This is a genomic window from Mycobacterium sp. ITM-2016-00317, assembly GCF_002968295.1.
Lineage (GTDB): Bacteria > Actinomycetota > Actinomycetes > Mycobacteriales > Mycobacteriaceae > Mycobacterium.
Genome location: NZ_CP134399.1, coordinates 5,205,530 through 5,229,409, shown reverse-complemented (window position 1 = coordinate 5,229,409; position 23,880 = coordinate 5,205,530). Strand labels below are relative to the sequence as shown.

The window sequence follows — 23,880 nt, the reverse complement described above, 5'->3', positions numbered from 1 at the left end:
AGGCACAGGTTTCTCGCGTGCCTGATGCTGGTTCCGATCGCGTTGGTCGCGGTGTCGTGCCAGTCCCCTCCGAGTCGAACCGAGATCGGTATGACCGTGCATTCCCGGGGCGCCGACGCCGCTAGCATCGAGCGGCAGTTCGAACTGATGGCGGAGATGAATGTCCGTTGGGTACGAGTGGACATCGGCTGGGCGTGGATCGAGCGGGAGCGCGGGCAGTTCGACTGGTCGTACCCCGACAAGATCGTCAGTGAAGCCGCAACCCGCGGAATGAACGTGCTGGCCGTTCTCGCATTCACCCCGCCATGGGCGCGTTCATCTGCGCCGGGGCACTCGGGAATCACTCCCTATCACCGGCCTGTCGAGCTGTCGGCCTTCGCGAGGTTCGCCCGCATCGCCGCCGAGAGATATGGCCCGAGAGGGGTTGGCAGCTGGGAGATCTGGAATGAACCAAATATCAGGCGCTTTTGGCCGCCAAGACCGGATGTGCGCGAATACAGCGCGTTGTTCCGAGTAGCAGCCGAGGCGATACGCGAAGTGGATCCAGAGGCGACGCTGCTCATCGGTGGACTCTCCCCGAAATACGCGACGTCGCCGGGCGAGATATCGCCGACGGAGTACCTCGAGCAGCTCTACGACAGCGGGGCGGCGCAACTCGCCGACGCCGTCGCCGCCCACCCCTACAGTTTCCCCGCCATGCCCACGGCCAAGACCGAGCGGATGATCGGTGAATTCACTGACCTCCCGGAACTGCACGCTGTGATGAAGCGCCGCGGGGACGGCCGAAAGAAGATCTGGATCACCGAGTTCGGGGCGCCGACACGAGGACCGAACGCGGTGTCCGAGAAAGACCAGGCACGATCCGTTGTGAAGGCGCGTGATCAAACCGCACGCTGGGACTGGGCGGGTCCACTGATCTACTACGAGCTCGTCGACGGTGGGAACTCCGCGCAGGACGAGGACAGTTTCGGCGTCCTTCGTGAAGACCTCACACTCAAGCCGGCCGCCACAGCACTGATCCGAGCCGCTTCCTAGAGGCATGGGTGCCTGAACTGGGCTCAAGCTGCCGGATTGCAGTTAGCTGGTCGCGCTAGACTCGGGCGGTGACCGGAGAGACACGCACTGCCACTTCGTCCCTCCGCCCTGTCGCTCTTGCGGTGGACTCCCCAGTGTTTGCTTCGAAGCCTGCCGACGTGCGTCCTACGGCTCACGCGTGACCTCCTCTGATAGCGGTTCTCTTCAGGGGACCGCTGTCCGCGGGGGATTCGCCGTCATCATCGGCCAGATGCTTCGCACGCTGATCCAGTTGATGGGCCTGATCCTGCTCGCTCGCCTGCTCACGCCCGTCGACTTCGGGCTGGTGGCGATGGTCACTTCGATAATCGGGGTGACGTCGGTACTGAGCGATTTCGGGCTCTCGATGGCGATCATGCGGGAGGCGAGTCTCCCCCCTGCGATCCGGGACGCACTGTTCTACATCAACGCGGTTTTGGCGCTCGTGACGGCGGGGTGCGTCTGGCTGGCGGCACCGTTGATCGCCGCTTTCTACGGAGAGCCGCTGCTGGAGGAGGTCACCCGATGGCTGGCGGCATTCGTGTGCATTTCCGGGCTGGCGTCGCAGTTCCGGGCGGAGCTCGCGCGTAAGCACAAGTTCGCATCGCTGGCGTGCGTCGATCCGATCGCGCAGGGGGTGGCCCTTGTCGCTGCCTGCATCGTGGCTCTGCGAGGCGCCGGGTACTGGGCGGTGGTAGTTCAGCAAGGCGTAGCCGCGGTCGTCCTGGTCACGACGCTGATGGTCCTGTCGCGTTACGTGCCACGTTCGCGACCGAGTCTGCGAGGCTTGACGGAGCACTTGTCTTTCGGCGCCACGTCCCTGGGAATCGATCTGACGAACTATGCGGCAGTGTACGCAGCGCCGGCGGCGGTTGGACAGGCCCTCGGCGCGGCGACGATCGGGTTGTACAACCGGGCCTTTCAACTTGTGGCGTTCCCACTTGTGCAGTTGGCGGGGCCGCTCACCCGCGTGGTCGTGCCCATCTTGGCCCGCGTCGAAGAGGGCCCGAACCTGGTCGCGGCAGCGAAACGGGTTCAGCTCGCGATGGCGTACGCGCTGTTGCCGTTCATCGTGCTCATCATCGTGGGTGGCCCGGATCTCGTCGAAGTCTTGTTCGGCTCGGATTGGCGTGCATCAGGCCGTCTCGCACAGATCATCGCAATCGGTGGCATCTTCCAGATCTTCGGATATGTGAACTACTGGCTCTACACACGCAAGCGTCGGTTGGGCTTGGTGTGGCTGCTCGACGCGACAGTGTGGATACCGATCACCGCGGCGTACTTCGTGTTCAACACCAGGGGTGCCGAGTGGATCGCCGCGCTGTATGCCGCCAGTCTGCTGCTGAATTGGTTCGCGTCGACGGTGATAGGACTGCCCAGAATCGGATTCCCGGCGATGGAACTCCTGCGGCCCTCCTTGCTGCGGCTCGCCTTCCTGACGCCCATGGTGGCAGTCGGACTCATCGTCAGCGAAACCCTGACCCGAAGCGGTTGGCAGGCGGCCTGGACACTGGCCGGGGCGTCCATCTCATCGCTGCTGGTGGTGGTGCTGCTTGCATTCGTGCCGGCGTTCAAACGCGAAACTCGAGAGTTCACAGCCATTCTGGCCAACGTGCGGAAGCGCAGACTCTGATCCCGTCGTCATCCTCACCGGCTGGGGGTCAGAGGCTTCCGCCCCGATGGGGTCCGCCATGTCTCCGCACCGGCATGTGTGAACAGACACGGTGAGACGGTGCCCCCGCACTCCCTTTCGAGACTGCGTGTCACTTCGATACGCCGCCTCGGGTCGACGATCATCATGAGGAATCCGCCGCCGCCGGCCCCAGAGACCTTGCCGGCGAGCATGCCGTGGAGCACCGCGGTGTCGTAGGCCGCCTCGATAGCGGGAGTCGTGATCCTGGAGGCCAGCCGTTTCTTGGCTTCCCATCCCCGCGACAACGAATCCGCGAAGCCGGGAATGTCGCCGACGACGAGGAGGTCCTTCATCTCCAGCGCCTCGTCGCGAATCGCGTGCGTCGCGGCCAACGCATCGACTTCGCGTTCGACCACGTTGCGCTGCTGTTCGGCTATGACCTCCGAGGACAGCCGGGACACGCCTCCGAAATAGAGCAGAAGGGACGCCTCCAACTCGGCGATCACCTCGCGGCGTATGCGCAGTGGGTTGACCACGACCTCTTCGTTCGGCCGGTTCTCCATGAAGTTGAATCCGCCGAAGGCCGCGGCATAGTGATCCTGCCAGCCGCCGGCCATCCCCAGATCCACCCGTTCGACTTCCCACGCCAGACGTGCCAATTCGTACGGGCTCAGTGTCGTACCGATGAGTTCGCACGTCGTGATCAGCATCGCCACGACAAGGGCGGAGGACGACCCCAGGCCGGAACCGGGTGGAGCGTCGACCTGAGTCGCAAGTGTGAGCGGGATCGGTTCGCCGCGGTTGAGCTCGCCGATCACCCGGCGGTAGACCGCCACATGCAGGGGAAAATCGTCTTTGAGGCTTTCCAGGTCCGCGAAGGTTCCTGTGCCGGCTCTGTCGCGGTCGGGGGAACGAAAGGCAATGGTGTCACCGTCACAGCGCTCGGCGAACGCATAGGCGTACCGATCGATCGTGGCATTCAGAATTCGTCCGCCGAACTCGGTGGAGTACGGGTCGACGTCGGTCCCGCCGCCGCCGAGGCCGAGTCGCAACGGCGCTCGTCCACGGATGACCGTCACGAGACCTGCTCCTGTATCGCATGTTCGACCGCGGCCGCGAAATCCCACAGGGTGTCATATGACGCGTAGGCGGATACGCCGGTGGGTTCACCGATCTGAATTCCCGCGCATCCTCCCGTAACGGCAGCAACGTTGTCAGCCAGTTCGAGGTCGCTGCGGCTGTCACCGCACATGACGCTCAGCGCGGGTTGGGAACCGGAATGCGCGTGCAGCCAGTCCAGGATCAGCCCTGGCCTGGGCTTGCGACAACGGCATTCGGATGCGGCCAGGTGCGGGCACACCTGAAAGCCGTCTATCGAGACACCCGACTCCGCAAGCTCACTTCGCATCTGATCGTGGATCATCGCGACATCTGCTGACGCCATCAGTCCCTTGCCCACGCCTTGCTGGTTCGTCACGACCACGAGTTGAGGAGCCCACGCGCGCAGGATTCCCAGGGCTCGTTTCGCGCCCGGCAGCCACTCGAAGTCACCCCACTCGCGGACGTAGCCGTCGACGATCCGTCGGTTGATCACTCCGTCCCGATCCACGAAAAGACACCATTGCCGATCCATTCGTTCGACCACCAACCGGCAAGCAGCACATTCGGGCATAACGTCGTCAACGCGGTGCGAACAACGCGTGCTCGACATGTTCGGAAATTGCGTGAATGAAAACTATGTGGGATTCCTGGATGCGCCCGGTATCAGTGGACGGCACCCTGATCAGGAAATCAGCGAAGTTTGCCAGCTGACCGCCTGATTCTCCGGTCATCGCAATAACGTTCACGCCCAGTCTCTTCGCGGTCGACGCGGCGCGCAGCACGTTGGCCGAATTTCCCGACGTGCTGATCGCGACGAGGTTGTCCCCGAGCCGCGCCGATCCTTCCAGTGCACGCGCGAAGACTGTCTCGTAGTCGTAGTCGTTGGCCACAGCCGTCATGTGGGACGAATTACCGTGGAGCGCTTCGGCTCCGAGTGGTGGCCGGTCGAAGATGAAGTGACCCGTCAGCTCTGCGGCGAAATGCTGGGCATCTGCGGCACTCCCGCCGTTGCCGCACATGAAGACCCGGGCACCTTCCCGGTATCCCGAGATCAGGTGATTCGCGACTGCGCGAGCGGTTTCAAGAAGAACGGGGTCGTTGAGGATCCTTGATTTGACTGAAATCGTATCTGAAAAGATTTCCTCTACAGACCTCACGTTCGATCCCCCTCCGAACTAAGTAGCAATTACCCCGTTAGCTAAGGCTAAGGCGTAGAGTCGCCATGTGCGTAGAGTTTCGAAAGTTCGAGCCTGACTTTCGGCCAGGAATACCGATCGCTCGCTACCGTGTGCAGCGTAGTGCAGTAATCGCGCAGTTCCTGCGGGCTGAGTGTCGTCAGAGCGTCATACTTCGACCAGAATTCCTGTGGTGAGGAGAACAACGAGCGGTCACCGTCGGCGACGTAGTCCGTGACGCCGTCGATGCGGCTCAACAGTGCAGGCAGATAACAGTTGTACGCTTCGAGCAGAGCGTTGTTGGCCGTCGCGAACGTGAGCGGCAGCAGCAGCGCGAACGATTCCCACAACAGCTTGTGATAGCTCGCGGCGTCCAGGCGTGGGTGGCACACCACGCCGTCCTGTTGTGCAAACCGGAGCTTAGTCGCCTCGTCCATGCCCACGAGTTCGATCTGGACCTCACGCGAGCCACGTTCGGCCACAACCTGTTCCAGCATGTCCATATCGCGGTAGTTGGCCCCGACCATGACGAGCCGCCGCGGCTCGCAAGTGCGTCGTTCGAACACCTCGACCGGAGGCTCCGCAATGGCGTCGAACGTAAATCCGTGGGGTACGAAGCTCACGTTCTTGTCCGGAAATGCCTGACTGAAGACGTCGCGCTGTTGGCTGCTGAGAACAACGATCACATGGGCGGCGCGCAGCGATATCTGCTTGATGCGGTGGTGCGTGCTGCGTACCGAGCCCAGCCACTGAGAATCATCAAGATGCACCGTGTAGACGATGCGCTTGCCGAACAAGCGGAGAAGCCATGGTGAAAGGTAGGCGGTGGCTTCCGGGTGGAAGTAGTGCACCGTGTCGTGGCGCAGCCCGCGGACAAGGGTGAGCAGATCCAGCAACAGGAAGTTGAGGTGTCGCGGTCTGGTGGACTCGAGGCGGTTGGCGAAGGGGAGTCGCTCACCGCTCACGTAGTTGCCGGTATCCGGAACGACCTTGTCGTACCCCGAGTCGGGATTGATGTGCAGGTAGTGGAAGCCGGAATACAGCACGCGGGTGCTCGATCGTTGATTTCGGTTTCTCAACATCGGGAGACTCCTGTCTGGCGGGGTCGCCATTTCGGGCCATCAGAATCGTCGCGAAAATCAGGCCGCTGGTGGGGAACTGCTGCACGTTGGGCCACAGATCCCAGACTGCTTCGGTGATGGCCATCACGAAGAAGGCGCTGAGATAGCCGAAGCATGCGATTTGTTCGTTCGGGGCACGCATGGCCCGAGTCGCCCAAATCGCGCCTAGCCAAACGGGTATGAGTGTGGCCAGGCCCACCACTCCGTACTTCACCAGCGTGTCGACGACGATGTTGTGACCCGTACCGGCGACGGCCCAGACCACGATCTGCGCCTGCGCCTGACCATGAACCAGGAACCAATTGAAACCGGAGCCGACGATCGGGGCTTGCTGCCAAAGGTCGAGTGCCTCAGACCAGATGAATGCACGCTCGGTGAACGCGTCCGAGCCCCAATCCAGCCAGGGAATGACGAAGGCGGCTGCAACGGCGGAAGTCGCGAGTGCAGTACCTGCCAGACGTACCGAAATCAGCGGCCGGATTCGACAGAATATCCACCACAGAATGACTACCGCGGCTGCGACCACCGCCGTTCTGGTCGCAGACAGGATTATCGTCGCCAATAGAAGCGACGCGCAGAGCACTCGCCACTGGATCTTTTTGATGAGCGGTATCAACGAGAACGAAATAGCGCAGTACATGCCGAGTGCGTTGCTCTGTCCGAACGGTCCGGCTAGCTCCCAGCCTGCGACAAGCGACTTTCTGGAGACGATGTTGTACATCATGTATTCGGGAATGATCAGCCCGCCGACTATCGAATAGGCGCCGACGCATGACATCAGGACCGGAATCCACTTCAGGTCCGCCACCCGCGCTCCGGTGTTCCATATCGCCAGCAGAACGATGTTCGCGAGGAGGATCTTGACCAGGTCCGCCGGGCCCGGACGGTCCGGCCCAGCGAGGTAGGGCAGGTTCAAGGCAAGCAAGAACACGAGCAGCCAGGTGATGTCGCGGTTCGGGTGCCCGCGCATGAGCACGCCCCAAGCGCTCACGGCGAGCAGGGCGGCCGACCCAACCCATCGCGCCAGGCCCGCGACGGGAGTCTCAGCCGAAACCAAGGCTTCGCTGATGGCCAGATCGGGTGTGTGCTTGACGATCAGGTAATTGATGGCCTCAGGGATCACGACGAGGCCGAGCGCGGTCACCAGCAGCAGGACGAATGCCCGTCGGCGGATTCTCGAATCCGTTGGGGGAGAATCGAGGAAGCGGGTGCGCTCCCTCAGATACACGGGCGGTGCGGCCACATAGGAAGATACAGAACCCCGCGTGCCTTCGTCCCCGCCCATCGATGTGCTGTCCGGTCAGTTTCCGCGCGACCGGCGTGGCCCGTGTTCCGTCGGGACCTGCGGGAGGGGCTGCGAATCCTCAGAGCTGCTGTAATAGGCCCTGCCCCTGGACCGCTTCGCCGGTGTCATCGTCAGAACGGTGCCGACGAGTGGTGCGCCTGCCCGGTTGAGCGAGCTGCAGCCTCGAACAAGATCTCCGCGTCGGGTCGTGCCGAACCGGGCGAGCATCAGCACGCCTTGAGACGCTGCCGCGAGGATTGCGCCGTCCGGTTTCAGAAGCGACGGCGTATCGACGACGACGTAGTCGAACTGTGCGCTCAATTCGTTCAGGACATCTGTAGTAGCCGGGGATTCGAGGAGTTCGGTGGGGCTGGGGGGGATCGGGCCCGATGTGAGCGCCGTCAGCCGAGTCGACGAGGTTTGTTGTAGCGCATCACGCACGGCAACCTCGCCACGGAGCACATTGCTCAGGCCGTTCTTCCCGGACAGGTCCAGATAGCGCGCGACCCTCGGGCGGCGCATGTCACCGTCTACGACGATCACGTTGTGGCCGGATTCGGCCAGTGAGAGGGCGAGGTTGATCGCCGTAGAGGTCCGCCCTTCTTCGGGCATCGCGCTGGTCACCGTGAGCACTCGCGACCCTTCGGCGACCTCGAGGAACTTGAGATTCACACGCAGCTCGCGGAAAGCCTCGGCGGACGGGGAAGAGTCGGATTGAAATGAAATGAGCGGATTCTCCCGTAACTTCGCCTCGAACGGGATCTCGACAAGGAGCCCGACGCCGGCTGCTTCCTCGAGGGTGCTGGGGCTTCTCACCGAGTGGTCACTTCGTCCCCGGACAAGCGCGATGATGATGCCGATTATCGCGCCGAGTAGCGCGGTGACGGCCATCGTCCGAGCGGTATTCGGTGCCGTCGAACTGTCGGGGATGTCCGCGCGCTGCTGCACGATTACGCGCGCATTCGGTTGCGCGCCCAGCGTCGGCGTTTCCAGTTCTGCCGCCATGATGACGAACTCGTCAGACAGTGCATTCGCGATGTCGCGTGCTCGCGCCGCCGACCGGTCGGACACCGCGACGTCGATGACGACGGTCTCCGTCGGCGCACTTGCTTCGATCTGGTCCTGCAGTTCCGAGACACTCATGTCGAGGCCGAGTTTGTCTATCGTGCGCTGCGCCAGAATATCGCCCGCCAACAGTTCGATATAAGACAGCACTCTACGCTCAGCAAAGAGGCTACCGTCATAAATCTCGGAATTGGTTCCATCCGCCGCGGTCGCGACGAACAAGCGGGTCGATGCCTGGTATGAGGGGGCCATGAAGAGCGAGTAAGCGAAGGCGCCGATTATCGCGATACCTGTTGTTGCGCAGATGATCCGCCAACGGGTGCGTAAGATTCGCGCGAAATCCTGAACAGTCAACTGCGACCCTTCACCGCTGAGGCTCTCTCTCATGCCTGCCGCTCGCGCGCACAGTCGCACTACGCTATCCCAGGTAATAGCTCGCCGCCAAGGAAGGCGACGACGTCGTCACGGGTGGAGATGTTTAGAGCCGCGGTCGGAACACCGCCGTAATCAAGGACGTTCAAAACGATCGGTATCGCCTGGGAGTGCACAGCCGAGCGGTGGGTTGAGTGCCTAATGGCGTTAGCGGGAGTATTAAGAATGCCTGGCCACGGCCCCGATCGCTTCGTGACGGACTAGCGTGTGACCAGCAAAGCGTAGTTAGTGTGGAAAAAACGTGATTTACGGCGCAATTCTTTCGTTACCGATAATGCGGTCGCTTGCGGTGTCCGGCGGTATAGTCCGACCCCTGTTGGGATTACGAAGCTCGTGCACCCCGAAAGTGGAACAGGTGACCCGGTCAGTTCAGTCTTGTCGTCAAATCCGGACTACCGCGGGGTTACCGCGACCGGATCTCAGCGGTACCGGGCAGCGGCGGTGAGCCGCATCCGGGCGTTGCGGGTGCTGGCCTCCGTGATGCTGCTGTTTCTACCTGCTTTGTTCGCCGCTCCGGTGCATGCCCAACCCGACGCCGGAGATTCCCAGGTCGCGTCGGCGGTGACGTTGCGCTGGCCTGCACTCGGTATGGAGCGGGAGGTGGTGCTCGGCCCGGACAGTACGAGAACGTTCACTGTGCCGGTGCCGACCGGGCTCAGTGTGACGCGACTGCGCGGCACCATCAACGCCCCGATGAACATCACTGCCGGGTACCTGGAGATCGACGACGCCGACGGAAAGCTGCTCGGCACTGTCGATCTGCCGCCTGCAGGCTCCGCGCAGGCTGCGATACCGATGGATGTCGACATCTCGGCGGCCCGAGTTCGAGCGTCGTCTGCCGAGTTGTCGTTGACCGTTCGTGCCCTCGACGGCGTCGATCGGTTCTGCGGCCCGCTCCAACAGTTGGCCCTCACGGACCTGTCGACGGTGTTCACCGGAACAGAACCGCCCGTGACGACGATCGCGAACTTTTTCCCGCCGGTGCTTGAGCGGGTGTCGATCTACGCGCCGAAGGACGCGGACTCGGCTGAACAGCAGTCGGTGCTGAGGTTGGTGTCCACGCTCACGCGGCTGTACGACCCTCAGCTGCTGGATGTCACCGTGGTCAATCAGCAGAGAGGCGCAACACCGCCGCGCGCTGGTGCGTTGACCCGCACGGTCGTCGTCGAAAAGGGCGGCACCGCCGGTCTGCGTGTCGAGAACGCCGGGAACGCGGCTGCGTACCTCCGCGTGTCGGGCACCGGCGGCGACCTCTCCACCCAGGTGTCGTTGCTCGCCAACGACTTGCAGACGCTGGCGCAGGCGCCCGTCGCGCGCGTCGAGCAGGCGGGATCCGGTGAGGCCCCGAGTGGTGATGTGCTGACGTTCGGTCAGTTGGACCTGAACGGCAGGACCGAGGTGCTCCGATCCAGCGGTCTGCGGGTGGGAGTCGGACGCTCGGCTCTAGGAAGCGGTCGTGTCGACAGCGTGCAGGTGCATCTGCTCGCTCATTACACACCGGTACCTGACGGGGATGCAGCGGCCGTGGTCATCCGTTCCTCGGACGGGAACGTCGTCTACACCGGTGTGCTCGACAACGCAGGCCGGCTGGACGCAACCTTCGTGCTGCGGGATCGCGCGATCGGCCAGTTCGTCAGCCTCGACTTCGCGCTCACCTACAGCCCGCGGCAGGCGTGTGGGCCCCTGACGGCCCCGATCACATTCCAGATCGATCCTCGCTCGTCCCTCACCGTCCACCGCGGTGGTCCTCCGCCCGGCGGCTTCAGCTCCATCCCCGCCGAGTTCGGCCCGAGTTTTCTGGTCGCATTCGACGGGAGCGGCCCGAACCAGCTCGGCTACGCCGCAGACGTGGTCGCCGCTGTCGCGCGTCTCAGTAGCAGGCAGTTGACTCCGGAAGTAGTCGATCTCAAGACCGCCGCGGATGCTGATTCCGCGGCATTGATCGTCGCCAATTCGTCGGCACTGAAAGAGACGTCGCTGCGGCCGCCGGTGAGCGGCGACGGAGGCACCTTGAACGTGGGCCTTCCATCCGAGTTGCGCGCTAGTGTCGGTTCCGGTCTCGGGTCGGTCCAGGCTTTCGCCGATCGTTCCCGGAATCGTTCCGTGGTGCTGGTGACCACGACGGGTGCCTGGTCGCTGGTGGATCCGCTGTTCGGCTACCTCGCCGGGTTGGACGGCGAGTGGGCAGCGCTCACCGGTGATGTGTTGGCAGCCGGCGAGGAGGGGGTGCCGACCAATCTGACGATCTTCGACCAGGCAGGCGGGGCCGATGTCGCCGAACCGTCCGCGGTCGAGGCGTCGTCGCTCCCACCGGGCGCGATCAGCATCGCGGCTGCCGCGGCGGCCGCGATCGGACTGACCGCAGGAATCGTGTGGTTGATCAGGCGCCGTCGGAGCAGGACTCGACTTACCTAGCAAGCGCTTGGTTGCTACTCTGGGTGAGTGGATAAGGCGCTGCCCAGCCGCCGCGACGAGCTTTTGGCGCTCGCCGCGACGATGTTCGCCGAGCGTGGGCTGCGCGCCACCACGGTGCGCGACATCGCCGACTCGGCCGGAATCCTGTCGGGAAGCCTCTACCACCACTTCTCGTCGAAAGAGGAGATGGTCGACGAGGTGCTGCGCGGCTTCCTGGACTGGCTCTTCGACCGGTACCGCCGGATCCTCGAGACCGAGGCCAACCCGATGGAACGCCTCAAGGGTCTGTTCATGACTTCGTTCGAGGCCATCGCGACGCGCCACGCCGAGGTCGTCATCTACCAGGACGAGGCCAAACGACTGTCGTCGCAGGAGCGGTTCGGCTACGTCGAGGAGCGCAACAGAGAACAGCGCAAGATGTGGGTGGACGTGCTCACCCAGGGCATCGCCGAGGGCTACTTCCGGCCCGACGTCGACGTCGACCTGGTGTACCGGTTCATCCGCGACACCACCTGGGTTTCGGTCCGCTGGTATCAACCCGGAGGCCCGTTGACCGCGGAAGAGGTCGGACAGCAGTACCTTTCGATCGTCCTCGGCGGGATAACCGCCGAGTCAACAAGCAAGGAGAGCAGCAATGGCTGAGGCGTATGTCATCGACGCTGTACGCACCGCGATCGGCAAGCGCAACGGGTCGCTGGCCGGTGTGCACCCGGTCGATCTCGGGGCGGCGGGCTGGCGCGGCCTGTTCGCGCGCAACGACGTGGACCCCGGCGCGGTGGACGACGTCATCGCCGGCTGCGTCGACGCGATCGGCCCGCAGGCAGGCAACATCGCGCGGCTGTCCTGGCTGGCCGCCGGTTACCCCGAAGAGGTGCCCGGCGTGACCGTCGACCGGCAGTGCGGTTCCAGCCAGCAGGCGATCTCGTTCGGCGCCCAGGCGATCATGTCCGGTACCGCCGACCTGATCGTCGCCGGCGGTATGCAGAACATGAGCCAGATCCCGATCAGTTCCGCGATGACCGTCGCAGAGCAGTTCGGATTCACCTCCCCGACAAACGAATCCAAGAGCTGGCTGCACCGCTACGGCGACCAGGAGATCTCGCAGTTCCGCGGCGCCGAACTCATCGCCGAGAAGTGGGACATCTCGCGCGAGGACATGGAGCAGTTCGCGCTGACCAGCCATCAGCGCGCCCAGGCCGCGATCCGGGCGGGCCACTTCGAGAACGAGATCATCGAGGTGGACGGCTTTGCGATCGACGAGGGCCCGCGGGACACCTCACTGGAGAAGATGGCCGGACTGAAGACCTTGGTGGACGGCGGTCGGTTGACCGCTGCGATGGCCAGCCAGATCTCCGACGGCGCCAGCGCGGTGCTGTTGGCGTCGGAAAGCGCGGTGAAGACCCACAATCTGAAACCGCGTGCCCGCATCCACCACATCAGTGCGCGCGGTGCCGACCCGGTGTTCATGCTGACCGGACCGATCCCGGCCACCCGCTACGCGCTGGACAAGGCCGGTCTGACGATCGACGACATCGACACCGTCGAGATCAACGAGGCCTTCGCGCCGGTCGTACAGGCGTGGCTCAAGGAGACCAAGGCGGATCCGGAGAAGGTCAATCCCAACGGCGGGGCGATCGCGCTCGGACATCCGCTGGGCGCAACGGGCGCAAAGCTTTTCGCGACGATGCTGAACACCCTGGAGCGCACCGGCGGCCGCTACGGCCTGCAGACGATGTGTGAGGGCGGCGGCACCGCCAACGTCACGATCATCGAACGGCTCTAGCACGGCGGCGACGCCGGCAGCGAAGCCTGCCGGCGTGAACCGACAAGAGAACCCCGGATGAGGTGAGGCCTACCAGGCCGCGCCCTCACCCGGGGTTCTCTCGTTCAGCCCCCGCCATGAATCCCGATCGGCGGCTGGGCGCCCGGATCTGCGCGGCCGGTGTGAGATAGATCACTTCCCGCAGAGTCGCGCAGGCGGCGCAACCCACACCTGTGAGTCGCCTGTGAGCTGGTGCTTTACCGGTGTTCCGGTCAACGAGCCGCCGCAGCAAGAGAATCCACAGGCTTGCATCCCCAACCGTGACCCGAATACGGTCCAGTGCACCGATGGCGTAACGAAACGATGCACGAGACTTCTGTTCGGTGGTGATCCATAAGTGAACATCCATGCCCCGCGCGACACCGGCGCTGTGCCGCGCACATGGACATTGGCTTCGAAAAGCGCTGTGATGCGCAGTAATTCATGGGGGCGCTTTCTGCGACGGCCCGCCGGTGGGGACGCGATCGCGATGCATGGCCTGGTCGCCGACACCGGGGTGCTCGACGTGAACTCCACGTACACCTACCTGTTGATGGCCACCGACTTCGCCGACACCACGATCGTCGCCGACCGGGATGGCGAGCTCTGCGGGCTGATCACCGGCTACCACCCCCCGGCGCGGCCGGAGGTGCTGTTCATCTGGCAGGTGGCCGTGGCCGAGTCGGCACGCGGCACCGGGATGGCGGGGTTGATGCTGGACTCCCTCGTGGAACGCGTCCGGCGTGCACGGCGCGGGCATCCGGTCACCGTGGAAGCGACCGTCGCCCCTGACAACGCGGCCTCGCGGGCGCTGTTCGGCGCGTTCGCCCGGCGCCACGGTGTAAGTCTTGCCGAACACCCACATTTCACCGCCGCCCAACTGGACGCCGACGGAAACCACGACGACGAACCGCTTCTGCGGATCGGCCCCATCGCCACACCTCTTGTCGACTGACCCCATCGAAAGGACCCATGTCAACTCCTGCCGCGATCGTCTCTGCCGAGCAGCCCGAACTTCCGGACGTCTACAGCTCCGTCGAATCCGAGGTGCGTAGTTACTGCCGAGGCTGGCCGACCACGATGGCCACCGCGCAGGGGTCGTGGCTGACCGACACGTCAGGCCGCCGCTACCTCGACTTCTTCGCCGGTGCAGGCGCATTGAACTATGGGCACAACAACCCGATTCTCAAGCGGCCGCTGATCGACTACCTGTCGAACGACATGATCGTGCACTCACTGGACATGGCGACCGAGGCCAAGACGCGGTTCCTCGAGACGTTCGAGCGGCTGATCCTGCGGCCACGCGGGCTCGATTACAAAGTGCAGTTCCCCGGCCCGACCGGAGCGAACACGGTGGAGGCGGCCCTCAAGCTCGCCCGCAAGGTGACCGGGCGCGAGTCGATCATCAGCTTCACTAACGCATTCCACGGTATGACGCTCGGTGCGCTGTCGGTCACCGGAAACTCGATGAAGCGTGCCGGCGCCGGAATCCCGCTGGTCCACGCGACGCCGATGCCGTATGACAACTACTTCGGCGGGGTCACCGAGGACTTCCACTGGTTCGAGCGGGTCCTCGACGACTCCGGCAGTGGGCTGAATCGTCCGGCCGCGGTCATCGTCGAGACCGTGCAGGGTGAGGGCGGTCTCAACGTGGCGCGGGTGGAGTGGCTGCGCGGGCTCGCCGAGCTGTGCCGGCGCCGCGAGATCCTGCTGATCGTGGACGACGTGCAGATGGGCTGCGGTCGCACGGGTCCGTTCTTCAGCTTCGAGGAGGCCGGGATCGTCCCCGACATCGTCACTCTGTCGAAGTCGATCAGCGGGTATGGCCTGCCGATGGCGCTGACGCTGTTCCGGCGCGAACTCGACGTGTGGTCGCCCGGCGAGCACAACGGCACCTTCCGCGGCCACAACCCGGCGTTCGTCACCGCCGCGGCCGCACTGGAAACCTATTGGGAAACAGAGACCTTCGTCGAGGACACGCTGGCCAAAGGCCGCCAGATCCGCGACCGGCTCGACGGCATCGCCACGAAGTACCCGGGCGTCAGCGCGCGTGGCCGGGGGATGGCCCAGGGCCTGAAGTTCGAGGATGCGCCGGTGGCGGCGGCCGCCTGCAACGCCGCCTTCGAGCGCGGGGTGCTGATGGAGACCAGCGGTCCGTCCGATGAGGTGATCAAACTCCTTCCCCCCCTGACGACTTCAGAAGAAGACCTCGACGCGGGTATCGACATCCTCGCCGAGGCGATTGCGGTCACCGTCGCCTGAGCGACCGCGAAAACTGCGAAGAAAGGACCTGCAGGGAATTGATCGTCCGCACTACCGACGAGATCACCGGCACGAATCGCGACGTGGCGGCCAAACACTGGAGATCCAAGCGGATCATCCTGGCCGACGACGGGGTGGGGTTCTCGTTTCACGAGACCACGATCGAGGCGAACTCCGTCAGCGAGTTCCACTACCAGCACCATGTGGAGGCGGTGTGGGTCGTGGAGGGCACCGGCACGCTCACCGACCACGAAACCGGTGAACAGTACCCGTTGGGCCCCGGCACCATGTATCTGCTCAACGGGCATGAGCGGCATCGGGTCACGTGTGACACCACGATGCGCATGCTGTGCGTGTTCAACCCACCGGTCACGGGCCAGGAGGTCCACGACGAGAACGGCGCCTACCCACCGGCGGTGCAGGCGCGTTGAGTTCCGGGCACCCGACACAGACCACAGACCGGTACCCGACCCGGCTCGCCGAGCAGATCGATCCGATCGCACGCGAAGAGCCGACCGTGTGGGGCGCGGCCACGGCCGGTCCGCTCACCGATGCCGACCTGCGGACGATGGCCTCCAACGGTTACCTGGTGCAGCGCGACGCCGTGGATCCGACCTGGCTGCCGGCCCTGACCGCCGAGCTGGACCGTATCGGTGCGACCGCCGACGCGGCGGATCCCCGGATCATCCGTGAACCCGGCGGCAGCATCCGGTCGGTGTTCCAGCCGCATCTGTTCAGCGACGTCGTCAGCGAGGTCATCACGTCGGACACCGTGCTGCCTGTGGCCCGGCAACTGCTGGGCAGCGACGTGTACCTGCACCAGGCGCGGATCAACATGATGCCCGGCTTCACCGGGACCGGTTTCTACTGGCACTCCGACTTCGAGACCTGGCACGCCGAGGACGGTATGCCCGAGATGCGCGCGGTGTCGTGTTCGATCGCGCTGACCCGCAACTTCCCGTTCAACGGGTCGTTGATGGTGATGCCCGGCTCGCATCAGGTCTTCTATCCGTGCGTCGGGGCCACCCCGCCGGACCACCACGCATCGTCGCTGGTCAAGCAGGAGATCGGCGTACCGAGTCAGGCCACCCTGACGATGGCCGCCGACCGTCACGGCATCGACCAGGTCACCGGACCCGCGGGCACCGCACTGTGGTTCGACTGCAACATCATGCACGGGTCCGGGTCGAACATCACGCCGTATCCCAGGTCGAACATCTTCCTGGTGTTCAACTCGGTGGAGAACCGGTTGGTGGCGCCGTACCGCGCCGAGGCGCCCCGCCCGGAATACCTTGCGGCCAGGGAGATTCAGGCGTTCAGTACCCCCGTCCTCACCACATGAGCGCCGAAATTGCATTCCACGCGGGCATAATCGCGAAAAGCCCGCGCGGAATGCAATTTCGGCGGATCGGTCAGTGGTCGTGCAGGATGACGCCGCGGATGTTGCGGCCCGACCGCATGTCCTCGTAGCCCTCGTTGACCTCGGCGAGCTTGTACTCGTGGGTGACCGTCTCGTCGAGCAGCAGCTTGCCCTCGCGGTACAGCGACAGCAGCCGCGGAATGTCAGCGCGCGGGTTCGCCTCGCCGTAGAGGCTGCCCAGCAACCGCTTCTGGAACAGCGTGAACATCATCAATCCGAGCGTGGGTGAGCTGTCGGCCATGGTGGACAGCGCGGTCATCACGATTGCGCCGCCCTTGCGGATGATGTTCGCCGCATCCTCGAGCATCGCGCCTTCGAGCAGACCGACGGTGAGGATCGCCGAGTCGGCCATCACCCCGCGGGTCAGCTCGGCCACGAGCGCGGTCGCCTCCGGCAGAGACGTCACGAAATGTGTGGCACCCAGCTGGAAAGCCTTCTCCCGCTTCGTCTCCACCGGCTCGACGACGATGATCTTCTCCGCCCCGGCCAACCGGGCGCCTTGCACCGCGCCGCTGCCGATGCCACCGAAACCGATGACGACGACGGTGTCGCCGGGCTGCACATCGGCGGTGTTGACCGCCGAGCCCCAACCGGTGGTGACCCCGCACCCGAGCAGGCAGGCCCGGGACAGCGGAATGTCGTCGTCGATCTTGACGATCGACGCCTCCGGCACGGTGCCGTACTGCGAGAACGTGCCGACCAGCGCCATCACGCCGACGTCCTGCCCATGGATGTGGCGCCGGTAGGTGCCGTCGAGCTGTGTCCCGGCCATGATCAACGCGCCGAGGTCGCACAGATTCTGGTGGCCGGTCGAACAGAAGCGGCAACGGCCGCAGGCCGGCAGGAACGATGCGACGACGTGGTCGCCCGGCGCGAGACCGACGACGCCCGCGCCGACCTCCTGCACGATTCCGGCGCCCTCGTGACCACCGATCAGCGGGAGCGGGGCGGGCAGGTCACCGGTGCGGATGTGCTCGTCGGAGTGGCAGAGGCCGGTGGCCTCCCAGCTCACCAGCACCTCGCCGTCGCCCGGCGGATCGAGATCGATCTCCTCGACAGTCCAGTCGCCGCCGTACTCCCACAGAATCGCCGCGTTGGTCTTCATGCGGCCGAGTGTAGGAACCGCGCAGTCCCGCCGTGGCGGATTCGGCGATCACCAGCGCCCCCGGATCCGGTCCCGGTAGTTGCGCCCGTCGGGGTCGTAGAACATCCGGTAGGCGGGGGACGCCCACAACCGGGTGAACCGGCCCAACTGCTCGGGTCGGTGCGGCCGCAGCCGGCCGGCCGGACGCGGGCCTCGGCGGCCGGACGCGTACCAGGCCTCGAGTGCGTCGGCCGCCGCGGTGATCTCCTCGACTGCGGTCAGCGGATCGGCCAGTCCGCCGTCCTGGCTGCCGTCGTCGGCGCGGTCGAGGTGTTCGCGCATCAAGCGCAGCCTCAGGTCCCGCGCGAACACCCCGTCGGAGTCCAGCACCGCGCAGGACAGCTCGCTGTCGTGGGTCCAGGACCGGCGGTTGAAGTTGTCGCTGCCGACGCTGGCCCACTCGTCGTCCACCACACACACCTTGGCGTGCACGTATACCGGTGTGCCCGAATGGTTCTCCAGGTCGAAGACGTGCACGCGCTCGGGGCTGACCCGACTGCAGGCGGCGACGGCCTCGTGGCGGCCGACCTGGTTGGGCGGCAGCGCCAGCCTGCCGTCGACGTCGGGATACCGGGGTACCACCGCCACCAGGTGCAGGTCGGGATTGTCGGCCAGCGCGCCCGCGAACAACTCCGCCACCCGCTTGGACCACAGGTACTGGTCCTCCAGATAGATCAGCCGGCGGGCGCGGCAGAGCGCCTTGCGGTAGCCCTTGGCAATGCTGCGCTCGCCGTCGGGGGCGAAGTCGTACTCGAAATGCGCGTCGGGATAGGTGCGCAGCACCTGCACCGCATGCGGGCCGCACGGCGGGGGATCCGGCGGCTGCTCGGGGAGCTTCCCGGGTTCCAGATCGGCGCCGCGCAGTTTGTCGCGGATCCACGCGATCGGCGACAGCATGTCCAGCTGTGCCGGATCGTTCCAGCGTTCACGGAACGCGGTGTCCAGCGCGCCGACCACCGGCCCCTGCAACCGCAGCTGCACGTCGTGCCACGGGGGATGGTCGCCGTAACTGCGGGCCATCTGCACCGCCTGGCGGTCACCGCGGTGCGACGCGTCGTCGCGCCGCGAATGGCACAGGTCGATGCCGCCGGCGAACGCCACGTCCCGGTCGGGCGCACCCGGACGGCGCAACACCACGAGTTTCTGATGGTGGGACCCGCCGAATCGGACGCGCTGATCGAGCAGGACCTCGCCACCGGCTTTCTCGATCTCGTCGCCGAGGTTCCGGTTCTGCTCCTCGCTGTAGGCGAACTGGTCCAGGTGGGAGCGCCACACCAGGCCCTTGACGACGACGCCACGCTCGGCGGCGCGGCAGAACAGCTCGGCCACCGTCGGCCCGTCGTCGCGCAGTTTCTGGTCGGGATCGCCGCGCCAGTCCGTGAAGAACACGTACTCGCCGGCGTGCAGCGCGTCCACCTCGGTGGCGAGCTGATCGAAGTAGGTCGACCCGTGGATCAGCGGTTCGGCCCGGCTGCCCTCACACCAGGCCGGAAGGTGAGAGGACGGGTTACCGCGCTCTTCGGTCGTGAGGAACCACTGCGCGAGATCGGCCATGCCTTCCCAGTACCCCGAAGCGCGGCCGGGGATGTCTAGTCGGCGATCATCCCCGCAGCCGAGCGGAGGTGTTCGACGGCCTCGGCGACGATCGCAGGCACCAGCTCGGCACACGACGGCAGATCCTCGATGATGCCGGCCACCTGGCCCGAGGCCAGCACCCCGGCGTCGGTGTTGCCCTCGACCAGCCCGGCCTTGAGCAGCATCGGGGTGTTGGCGGCCATCACGACCTGCGACCAGGTCAGTTCCTTGCCGTGGCGCATGGCCAGCCCGTCCTTGACCATGGACTTCCACGTCATGCCGGTCATCTTCTTGAACTTCTGTGCGTTGCCCACCGCGGCGGCGAAACCCTTGAGCGGGGAACCGCTCTCCAGCTTCTCCACCAGGCCGGTGCGCAGGACACGGTGCGGCATGCCGTCCACCCGGGTGGACACCACGGTGCCGTCGAGTGCGGCCTGCAGATAACGCTGTTTGACCGCCTCGGGCACCGTCGAATCCGACGTCAACAGGAACCGGGTGCCCATCGCCACGCCGGCTGCGCCGTAGGAGAGTGCGGCTGCCAGCCCCCTGCCGTCGAAGAAGCCGCCCGCCGCGACGACCGGCATCCCGGTGTCGGCGACCGCGTCGAGCACCGACGGGAGCAGCAGCGTGGTGGCGATCGGCCCGGTGTGCCCGCCGCCCTCGCCGCCCTGGACGATCACGGCGTCGGCGCCCCAGGCGGCGACCTTCTTGGCGTGTTTGGCCAACCCGACGGACGGGATGACCACGACGCCGGCGTCCTTGAGCTTGGCGATCAGATCGGGCTTGGGGGCCAGCGCGAAGGAGGCGACCCTGACCCCTTCGCGGATCAGCAGGTCGACACGTTCGTTCGCGTCACCGGCGTCGGCGCGGATGTTGATCCCGAACGGTTTGTCGGTGGCGGCCTTGACCTTGGTGACCGCGGTCTGCAGCTCCGCCAGCGTCATGGTTGCCGAGGCCAGGATGCCCAGCCCGCCCGCATTCGACGTCGCGGCGACCAGTCGCGCGCCGGCCACCCAACCCATGCCGGTCTGCACGACCGGGTGCTCGATGCCGAGCAGTTCGGTCAGGGGTGTGGTGAGCCGACTCATGCTTTTACTCTGTTCTTCGCGCGAGCGCTCATCACTTGACTCGGTTCTTTGCGCGAGCGCTCATCACTTGACTTCTCTGTCCCGCAATGACTTCGGATCGATGACCTCGCGCAGTAGCTTCTGCTCCTCGGCCGACGGCAGTCGTGTGGTCTCCGCCTCGTCGAGACCGTGCACCTCGAACGAGGTGTTCTCGGCCACCTGTTGTGCCTCGACACCGGGGTGCAGTGACACCGCGCGCATCTGGTGGTCCGGGCCGTTGAAGTCGAACACCCCGAGGTTGGTGATCACCCGGTAGACGTTGACGAACCGGTAGGCCGGGTTATCGGGATCCACCTTGTCCCAGCCGATTCCGGACACGATGTCGACAGAATCGCCGAACACCCGCTTGGAGTGGTTGCCCACCCAGTAGCTGGTGGCGTGGTTGATGGTGTTTCCCGGTGCGCCGCGCACGCCGAACATCTGGCGCGTCGGGTGCTGCAGCGGCCCGAAAGCGGACAGATTCTGGTTGCCGTAGCGGTCGATCTGGTTGGCGCCCATCACGACGTGCCTGCGGCCCCAGGCCAGCGTCTCGAAGACACGGCCGAAGGGCATCCAGCCCTCGATCGCGGCCGCGGCGCCGATCGCGGGAGTGTCGGCGATCAGCCGGGCCTCACCGTCGGTGAGCACGATGTCGGGGGAGAACGTCAGCCTGGCCAGGCGGGCGCCGATCGACACGATCGTCGTCATCGGGCTGACCATGATCTCGCCCGCGTCACGGAACAGTTCGGCACAGGCGACGGCACACACCTCGGCCCGGGTTGCGGAAGTCACTTCGACGCCTCCTGCGCTTGGGTGAACCTGCGCACCGCGGCCTGGTAATCGGCCTCGCTGCCGGACAGGTAGGTCTTGACGAACTCGGCCCACGTCTCGTCGGAGGCGGCCGCCTCGGCGTAGTGGCGCTGGAACTTCTCGTCGCGGCGGTAGTCGGGCTCGGCGGTGGTGAAGTGGGCGCCACCGGGCGCCTCGACCACGCTGTCGACCATCATGCGGTTGACCAGCAGTGCCTGTGGCGGAACCGATTTCACCAATTCCTCGGTGGACACCACCTTCTCCACCGACAGCAGGCGCTTCTGCGCCGACATCAGGAACAGATCGTCGAAGTACGGGTCGATACCGGTGTAGGCCGCGTTGCCCTGCGCGTCACCGAGATTCAAGTGGACCAGCGCCGCGTCGAGGTTCAGCGCGGGCATCGCGACCAGCTCTTCGTAACCGGAGCCCGTCGGGTAGGGGGATTTTACGGTCTTGAGCTCGTCACCCCAGAAGGTGCGGACGTCGCTGCCCAGCCCGGCGCGGATCGGCAGGAACGGCAACCGCTGCGCGGCGGCCTGCAGCCCACAGCGCAACATGCCCTCGTCCATCTCCCGGGCCTCGATCGAACCCGAGGTGCGGGCCTTGGCGAACCATGGGTCGTAGAACGGCGGCGAATCCAGCGACACGAAGCCGTAGTACACGCGCTTGACCTTGCCGGCCGAACACAGCAGGCCGAGGTCCGGTCCGCCGTAGGTGACCACGGTCAGGTCGGTGACGTCGGTGCGCAGCAGAGCACGCACGAAGGCCATCGGCTTGCGCCGCGACCCCCACCCACCGAGGCCGATGGTCATGCCACTCTCGATCGAGGCGACAGCCTCGTCGAGAGTGGTTCTCTTGTCGGTCATTATTTCGATCCCTTGTCAGTTCCGGCGAACGCGTCGCGGTGCTCGTCGGACACGCCGGCGAGGTTGAGTTCGAAGGTGAAGCCCTGCTCCATGCGGTACCTGGCGGTGACCGGTTGGATGTCGATGAAGTTCAGCGCTTCCTTGGCGGCGCGGATCACCCGGGTGTCCTTGGCCGCGATGTCGCGGGCGACGCGCAGCGCGGCCTCGTCGAGGTCGGCGCGCGGGACCACCTCGTGCACGGAGCCGAAGTGGTGCAGGGTGTCGGCGGTGACGGTGGCGGCGGTGAAGAACAGCCGCCGCATCAGGTGTTGCGGTACCAACCGCGACAGGTGGGTGGCGGCACCGAGAGCGCCGCGTTCCACCTCGGGCAGACCGAACTTCGCGTCGTCGGAGGCCACGATCACGTCGGAGTTGCCGACCAGGCCGATGCCCCCGCCGACGCAGAAGCCGTTGACCGCAGCGACGACGGGTACCGCGCACTCGTACACCGCGCGGAAGGCTTCGTAGCAGCCGCGGTTGGCGTCGATCAGCGCGGTGAAGCCCTCGGTCTTCTGCATCTCCTTGATGTCGACGCCGGCGTTGAAGCCGCGGCCTTCCGCCCGCAGGATCACCACATGGGTGCTCTGGTCGCGGCCGGCCGCGGTGACGGCGTCGGCCAGTTCGAACCACCCGCGCGACGGGATCGCGTTGACGGGCGGGTAGTCGACGGTGACCGAGACGATGCCCGGTTCCACGGTCTTAGTGGTGATCGGCATGCAAACTCCTGGGTCGCTACCTAAGCAAGCACTTGCTTGGTACGCTAGCACAGTGACTGAAGCCGTCGACAACGCCGTTTCCGCCCGCGGCGGTATCGCCCTCGGCCTGGCCGGACGCGTCGTACTCGTCACCGGTGGGGTGCGTGGCGTGGGCGCCGGCATCAGCAAGGTCTTCGCAGACCAGGGCGCCACGGTAGTGACGTGTGCGCGCCGCCCCGTCGAGGGATCGCCCTACGAGTTCCGGCCCTGCGACATCCGTGAGGACGACTCGGTCAAGGCTCTCGTCGACGGCATCGTCGCCGACCACGGTCAGCTCGACGTGGTGGTGAACAATGCCGGCGGCTCCCCGTACGTCCTCGCCGCCGAGGCCTCGGCGAAGTTCAGCACCAAGATCGTGGCCCTGAACCTGCTTGGTGCGCTGTCGGTTTCGACGCACGCCAACGCCTCGATGCAGACCCAGCGCGGTGGTGGGTCCATCGTCAACATCTCCAGCGTGAGCGGGCATCGGCCCACCCCCGGCACCGCGGCCTACGGTGCCGCGAAGGCGGGCATCGATAATCTGACCGCCACGCTGGCGGTGGAGTGGGCCCCGAAGGTCAGGGTGAACTCCGTCGTGGTGGGCATGGTGGAGACCGAACAGTCCGAACTCTTCTATGGCGACGCGGAGTCGATCGCAGCGATATCGAAGAACGTGCCGCTGGGCCGTTTGGCCAAACCCGAGGACATCGGTTGGGCCAGTGCGTTTCTGGCCTCGGACGCGGCGTCCTACATCAGCGGTGCGTCGCTGGCGGTGCACGGTGGCGGAGAACCGCCGCACTACCTGTCGACCACCACTGCCGACATCAAGTAAGGGAGAGAACG

22 protein-coding genes are annotated in these 23,880 nt (G+C 65.4%); 10 read left to right on the top strand and 12 right to left on the bottom strand.

From position 1 onward, the window contains the following. Positions 1 to 90 precede the first annotated feature (90 nt). Together C6A87_RS25020 and C6A87_RS25015 are read left to right on the top strand one after the other, a co-directional pair. Positions 91 to 1,035, top strand: a complete 945-nt coding sequence (locus tag C6A87_RS25020; protein WP_311114712.1) for a GH39 family glycosyl hydrolase — start codon at positions 91 to 93, stop codon at positions 1,033 to 1,035. Between the two features lie 178 nt (positions 1,036 to 1,213). Continuing rightward, the gene (locus C6A87_RS25015) at positions 1,214 to 2,686 is read left to right on the top strand and encodes an oligosaccharide flippase family protein (RefSeq protein ID WP_311114711.1); all 1,473 of its coding nucleotides are present in this window, start codon (positions 1,214 to 1,216) and stop codon (positions 2,684 to 2,686) included. A 14-nt stretch (positions 2,687 to 2,700) separates the two neighbouring features. Here C6A87_RS25015 and C6A87_RS25010 read toward each other — a convergent pair whose 3' ends face one another. From C6A87_RS25010 to C6A87_RS24985, 6 genes are read right to left on the bottom strand one after another with little or no spacing between them, the layout of a single operon-like run. Then, positions 2,701 to 3,765, bottom strand: a complete 1,065-nt coding sequence (locus C6A87_RS25010) for a D-alpha-D-heptose-7-phosphate kinase (protein WP_311118071.1) — start codon at positions 3,763 to 3,765, stop codon at positions 2,701 to 2,703. Next, a complete protein-coding gene (locus C6A87_RS25005) occupies positions 3,762 to 4,334 on the bottom strand; it encodes an HAD family hydrolase (protein ID WP_311114710.1) in 573 nt (190 codons plus the stop codon). The genes C6A87_RS25010 and C6A87_RS25005 overlap by 4 nt, the downstream gene beginning before the upstream one ends. A gap of 31 nt (positions 4,335 to 4,365) precedes the next feature. After that, positions 4,366 to 4,944, bottom strand: a complete 579-nt coding sequence (locus tag C6A87_RS25000; protein ID WP_311114709.1) for a D-sedoheptulose 7-phosphate isomerase — start codon at positions 4,942 to 4,944, stop codon at positions 4,366 to 4,368. Between the two features lie 47 nt (positions 4,945 to 4,991). Next, on the bottom strand, positions 4,992 to 6,008 hold the full coding sequence (locus tag C6A87_RS24995) for a glycosyltransferase (protein WP_311114708.1): 1,017 nt from the start codon (positions 6,006 to 6,008) through the stop codon (positions 4,992 to 4,994). Further along, positions 5,917 to 7,368 carry an O-antigen ligase family protein gene (locus C6A87_RS24990; RefSeq protein WP_311114707.1) on the bottom strand — a complete coding sequence of 484 codons (1,452 nt, stop codon included), beginning with the start codon at positions 7,366 to 7,368 and terminating at the stop codon, positions 5,917 to 5,919. The genes C6A87_RS24995 and C6A87_RS24990 overlap by 92 nt, the downstream gene beginning before the upstream one ends. A gap of 15 nt (positions 7,369 to 7,383) precedes the next feature. Next, a complete protein-coding gene (locus C6A87_RS24985) occupies positions 7,384 to 8,820 on the bottom strand; it encodes a polysaccharide biosynthesis tyrosine autokinase (protein ID WP_311114706.1) in 1,437 nt (478 codons plus the stop codon). A gap of 486 nt (positions 8,821 to 9,306) precedes the next feature. Here C6A87_RS24985 and C6A87_RS24980 point away from each other — a divergent pair, with 486 nt between their 5' ends. The 7 genes from C6A87_RS24980 (at position 9,307) to thpD (ending at position 16,685) form a co-directional block, all read left to right on the top strand. Continuing rightward, on the top strand, positions 9,307 to 11,280 hold the full coding sequence (locus tag C6A87_RS24980) for a hypothetical protein (RefSeq protein WP_311114705.1): 1,974 nt from the start codon (positions 9,307 to 9,309) through the stop codon (positions 11,278 to 11,280). Between the two features lie 81 nt (positions 11,281 to 11,361). Next, positions 11,362 to 11,922 (top strand): TetR/AcrR family transcriptional regulator, encoded by a 561-nt coding sequence (locus tag C6A87_RS24975; protein WP_396837119.1) that lies wholly within the window; start codon positions 11,362 to 11,364, stop codon positions 11,920 to 11,922. Next, complete coding sequence (gene fadA6, locus C6A87_RS24970; protein ID WP_311114703.1) at positions 11,915 to 13,063, top strand: steroid 3-ketoacyl-CoA thiolase FadA6; 1,149 nt, start codon at positions 11,915 to 11,917, stop codon at positions 13,061 to 13,063. Before C6A87_RS24975 ends, fadA6 begins: the two co-directional genes overlap by 8 nt. Before the next feature lie 448 nt (positions 13,064 to 13,511). Next, entirely contained in the window at positions 13,512 to 14,036 is a 525-nt protein-coding gene (gene ectA / locus C6A87_RS24965) for a diaminobutyrate acetyltransferase (RefSeq protein WP_311114702.1), read from the top strand. Positions 14,037 to 14,053: 17 nt separating this feature from the next. Then, positions 14,054 to 15,343: a diaminobutyrate--2-oxoglutarate transaminase gene (gene ectB / locus C6A87_RS24960; protein WP_311114701.1), complete on the top strand. Its 1,290-nt coding sequence runs from the start codon at positions 14,054 to 14,056 to the stop codon at positions 15,341 to 15,343. Positions 15,344 to 15,381: 38 nt separating this feature from the next. Beyond that, complete coding sequence (locus C6A87_RS24955; RefSeq protein ID WP_311114700.1) at positions 15,382 to 15,774, top strand: ectoine synthase; 393 nt, start codon at positions 15,382 to 15,384, stop codon at positions 15,772 to 15,774. After that, positions 15,771 to 16,685, top strand: coding sequence for an ectoine hydroxylase (thpD, locus tag C6A87_RS24950; RefSeq protein WP_311114699.1), 915 nt, complete (start codon positions 15,771 to 15,773; stop codon positions 16,683 to 16,685). Before C6A87_RS24955 ends, thpD begins: the two co-directional genes overlap by 4 nt. 70 nt (positions 16,686 to 16,755) lie before the next feature. Here the strand turns inward: thpD and C6A87_RS24945 are convergent, their stop codons facing one another. The 6 genes from C6A87_RS24945 to echA20 form a co-directional block, all read right to left on the bottom strand. Beyond that, entirely contained in the window at positions 16,756 to 17,868 is a 1,113-nt protein-coding gene (locus tag C6A87_RS24945; protein WP_311114698.1) for an NDMA-dependent alcohol dehydrogenase, read from the bottom strand. Positions 17,869 to 17,916: 48 nt separating this feature from the next. After that, positions 17,917 to 19,461, bottom strand: a complete 1,545-nt coding sequence (locus C6A87_RS24940) for a phospholipase D-like domain-containing protein (RefSeq protein ID WP_311114697.1) — start codon at positions 19,459 to 19,461, stop codon at positions 17,917 to 17,919. Between the two features lie 35 nt (positions 19,462 to 19,496). Next, the gene (ipdC, locus tag C6A87_RS24935; RefSeq protein ID WP_311114696.1) at positions 19,497 to 20,570 is read right to left on the bottom strand and encodes a (3aS,4S,5R,7aS)-5-hydroxy-7a-methyl-1-oxo-octahydro-1H-indene-4-carboxyl-CoA dehydrogenase; all 1,074 of its coding nucleotides are present in this window, start codon (positions 20,568 to 20,570) and stop codon (positions 19,497 to 19,499) included. A 63-nt stretch (positions 20,571 to 20,633) separates the two neighbouring features. Continuing rightward, entirely contained in the window at positions 20,634 to 21,380 is a 747-nt protein-coding gene (gene ipdB / locus C6A87_RS24930; protein ID WP_311114695.1) for a cholesterol ring-cleaving hydrolase subunit IpdB, read from the bottom strand. Beyond that, positions 21,377 to 22,264, bottom strand: coding sequence for a cholesterol ring-cleaving hydrolase subunit IpdA (gene ipdA, locus C6A87_RS24925; RefSeq protein WP_311114694.1), 888 nt, complete (start codon positions 22,262 to 22,264; stop codon positions 21,377 to 21,379). Before ipdA ends, ipdB begins: the two co-directional genes overlap by 4 nt. Continuing rightward, on the bottom strand, positions 22,264 to 23,019 hold the full coding sequence (gene echA20 / locus C6A87_RS24920) for a (7aS)-7a-methyl-1,5-dioxo-2,3,5,6,7,7a-hexahydro-1H-indene-carboxyl-CoA hydrolase (protein ID WP_311114693.1): 756 nt from the start codon (positions 23,017 to 23,019) through the stop codon (positions 22,264 to 22,266). Before echA20 ends, ipdA begins: the two co-directional genes overlap by 1 nt. Positions 23,020 to 23,071: 52 nt before the next feature. On the opposite strand from echA20, the gene C6A87_RS24915 reads away from it, so the two are divergent. After that, positions 23,072 to 23,869, top strand: coding sequence for an SDR family oxidoreductase (locus C6A87_RS24915; protein ID WP_311114692.1), 798 nt, complete (start codon positions 23,072 to 23,074; stop codon positions 23,867 to 23,869). Positions 23,870 to 23,880: the final 11 nt, after the last annotated feature.